This window comes from Lactiplantibacillus sp. 3062 (assembly GCF_055413545.1).
On the sequence record NZ_JBVAYE010000023.1, the window covers coordinates 1 to 3,184 of the forward strand.

Genomic DNA, 3,184 nt, shown 5'->3' on the forward strand with positions numbered 1-3,184 from the left:
AAACTTGTTCTTTGAAAACTAGATAATATCAAATATATTTTTTCATAATGAAACCGAGAACACCGCGTTTTTTGAGTTTTTTATTGAAGTTTAATTATCGCTAAACTCATTAATCGCATTTACCGTTAGGTAAATGAGGTTAAGTTAACAAGGGCGCATGGTGAATGCCTTGGCACTAGGAGCCGATGAAGGACGGGACTAACACCGATATGCTTCGGGGAGCTGTACGTAAGCTATGATCCGGAGATTTCCGAATGGGGCAACCCAGCAGTTTTAATCAACTGTTACCACTAGATGAATTCATAGTCTAGTTGGAGGTAAACGCTGTGAACTGAAACATCTCATTAGCAGCAGGAATATAAAGAAATTTCGATTCCCTAAGTAGCGGCGAGCGAACGGGGAACAGCCCAAACCAAAGTGCTTGCACTTTGGGGTTGTAGGACTGAACATTTGAGTTACCAAAGAACTTGATAGTCGAAGGATTTGGGAAAATCCGCCATAGATGGTGATAGCCCAGTAGATTAAATCAAATTCTCTCAGTTCAGGATCCTGAGTACGGCGGAACACGTGAAATTCCGTCGGAATCCGGGAGGACCATCTCCCAAGGCTAAATACTACCTAGTGACCGATAGTGAACCAGTACCGTGAGGGAAAGGTGAAAAGCACCCCGGGAGGGGAGTGAAATAGTTCCTGAAACCATGTGCCTACAATAAGTCAGAGCGCGTTAATGCGTGATGGCGTGCCTTTTGTAGAATGAACCGGCGAGTTATGATCCCGTGCAAGGTTAAGACTAAAAAGTCGGAGCCGTAGCGAAAGCGAGTCTGAAATGGGCGTTTTGAGTACGAGGTTATAGACCCGAAACCAGGTGACCTATCCATGTCCAGGTTGAAGGTGCGGTAAAACGCACTGGAGGACCGAACCCGTGTAAGTTGAAAATTGCTGGGATGAGGTGTGGATAGCGGTGAAATTCCAAACGAACTTGGAGATAGCTGGTTCTCTCCGAAATAGCTTTAGGGCTAGCCTCGGAATTAGGATCATGGAGGTAGAGCACTATTTGGACTAGGGGCCCGTCTTGGGTTACTGAATTCAGATAAACTCCGAATGCCATTGATTCATATCCGGGAGTCAGACGATGAGTGATAAGATCCACCGTCGAAAGGGGAACAGCCCAGACCATCAGTTAAGGTCCCTAAATGTATGCTAAGTGGAAAAGGATGTGGAGTTGCATAGACAACTAGGATGTTGGCTCAGAAGCAGCCACCATTTAAAGAGTGCGTAATAGCTCACTAGTCGAGTGATCCTGCGCCGAAAATGTACCGGGGCTAAGCATACTACCGAAACCATGGATGCGACCATTAGGTCGCGTGATAGGAGAGCGTTCTAAGGGCGGTGAAGCAAGATCGTGAGGACTTGTGGAGCGCTTAGAAGTGAGAATGCCGGTATGAGTAGCGAAAGATAGGTGAGAATCCTATCCACCGAATGACTAAGGTTTCCTGGGGAAGGCTCGTCCTCCCAGGGTTAGTCGGGACCTAAGTCGAGGCCGAGAGGCGTAGACGATGGATAACAGGTTGAGATTCCTGTACTAGTTAAGTGCGTTTGAGCAATGGAGGGACGCAGGAGGCTAAGATGTGCATTCTGTTGGATTAGAATGTCCAAGCAGTAAGTCTTGTGAAGAGTCAAATGCTTTTCACTTTAAGGACAAGCTGTGATGGGGAGCGAAATTTAGTAGCGAAGCGTCTGATGTCACACTGCCGAGAAAAGCTTCTAGTGAGTACTTAACTACCCGTACCGCAAACCGACACAGGTAGTCGAGGAGAGAATCCTAAGGTGAGCGAGTGAACTCTCGTTAAGGAACTCGGCAAAATGACCCCGTAACTTCGGGAGAAGGGGTGCTGATCGCAAGATCAGCCGCAGTGAATAGGCCCAGGCGACTGTTTATCAAAAACACAGGTCTCTGCAAAATCGTAAGATGACGTATAGGGGCTGACGCCTGCCCGGTGCTGGAAGGTTAAAAGGATGGGTTAGCTTCGGCGAAGCTCAGAATTGAAGCCCCAGTAAACGGCGGCCGTAACTATAACGGTCCTAAGGTAGCGAAATTCCTTGTCGGGTAAGTTCCGACCCGCACGAAAGGCGTAACGATCTGGGCACTGTCTCAACGAGAGACTCGGTGAAATTATATTGTCCGTGAAGATGCGGACTACCCGCGACAGGACGGAAAGACCCCATGGAGCTTTACTGTAGCTTGATATTGAGTGTTTGTACAGCTTGTACAGGATAGGTAGGAGCCATAGAAACCGGAACGCTAGTTTCGGTGGAGGCGTTGGTGGGATACTACCCTCGCTGTATGACCACTCTAACCCGCACCACTAATCGTGGTGGGAGACAGTGTCAGGTGGGCAGTTTGACTGGGGCGGTCGCCTCCTAAAAAGTAACGGAGGCGCCCAAAGGTTCCCTCAGAATGGTTGGAAATCATTCGCAGAGTGTAAAGGCACAAGGGAGCTTGACTGCGAGACAGACAGGTCGAGCAGGGACGAAAGTCGGGCTTAGTGATCCGGTGGTACCGTATGGAAGGGCCATCGCTCAACGGATAAAAGCTACCCTGGGGATAACAGGCTTATCTCCCCCAAGAGTCCACATCGACGGGGAGGTTTGGCACCTCGATGTCGGCTCATCGCATCCTGGGGCTGTAGTCGGTCCCAAGGGTTGGGCTGTTCGCCCATTAAAGCGGTACGCGAGCTGGGTTCAGAACGTCGTGAGACAGTTCGGTCCCTATCCGTCGCGGGCGTAGGAAATTTGAGAGGACCTGTCCTTAGTACGAGAGGACCGGGATGGACATACCTCTGGTGTACCAGTTGTGCCGCCAGGCGCATCGCTGGGTAGCTACGTATGGATGTGATAAACGCTGAAAGCATCTAAGTGTGAAACACACCTCGAGATGAGATTTCCCATTCCTTTATGGAAGTAAGACCCCTGAAAGATGATCAGGTAGATAGGTTAGAAGTGGCAGTGCGGTGACGCATGAAGCGGACTAATACTAATCGGTCGAGGACTTAACCAAGTAATTGGTGTTCCGGTTCATATGAAGATATTTGATATTGTCTAGTTTTGAGAGCACAAGTTTCTCAATAGTGTGGTGACGATGGCGAGAAGGATACACCTGTTCCCATGTCGAACACAGAAGTTA

General features: G+C 48.9%; 2 rRNA genes. Both read left to right on the plus strand.

Annotation, left to right across the window (positions count from 1 at the left end):
* The first annotated feature begins 137 nt into the window (after nt 1–137).
* Nucleotides 138–3,058, plus strand: a 23S ribosomal RNA gene (locus ACWQAU_RS15130).
* A gap of 71 nt (nt 3,059–3,129) precedes the next feature.
* Nucleotides 3,130–3,184 (plus strand): 5S ribosomal RNA (rrf, locus tag ACWQAU_RS15135); the annotation flags it as partial.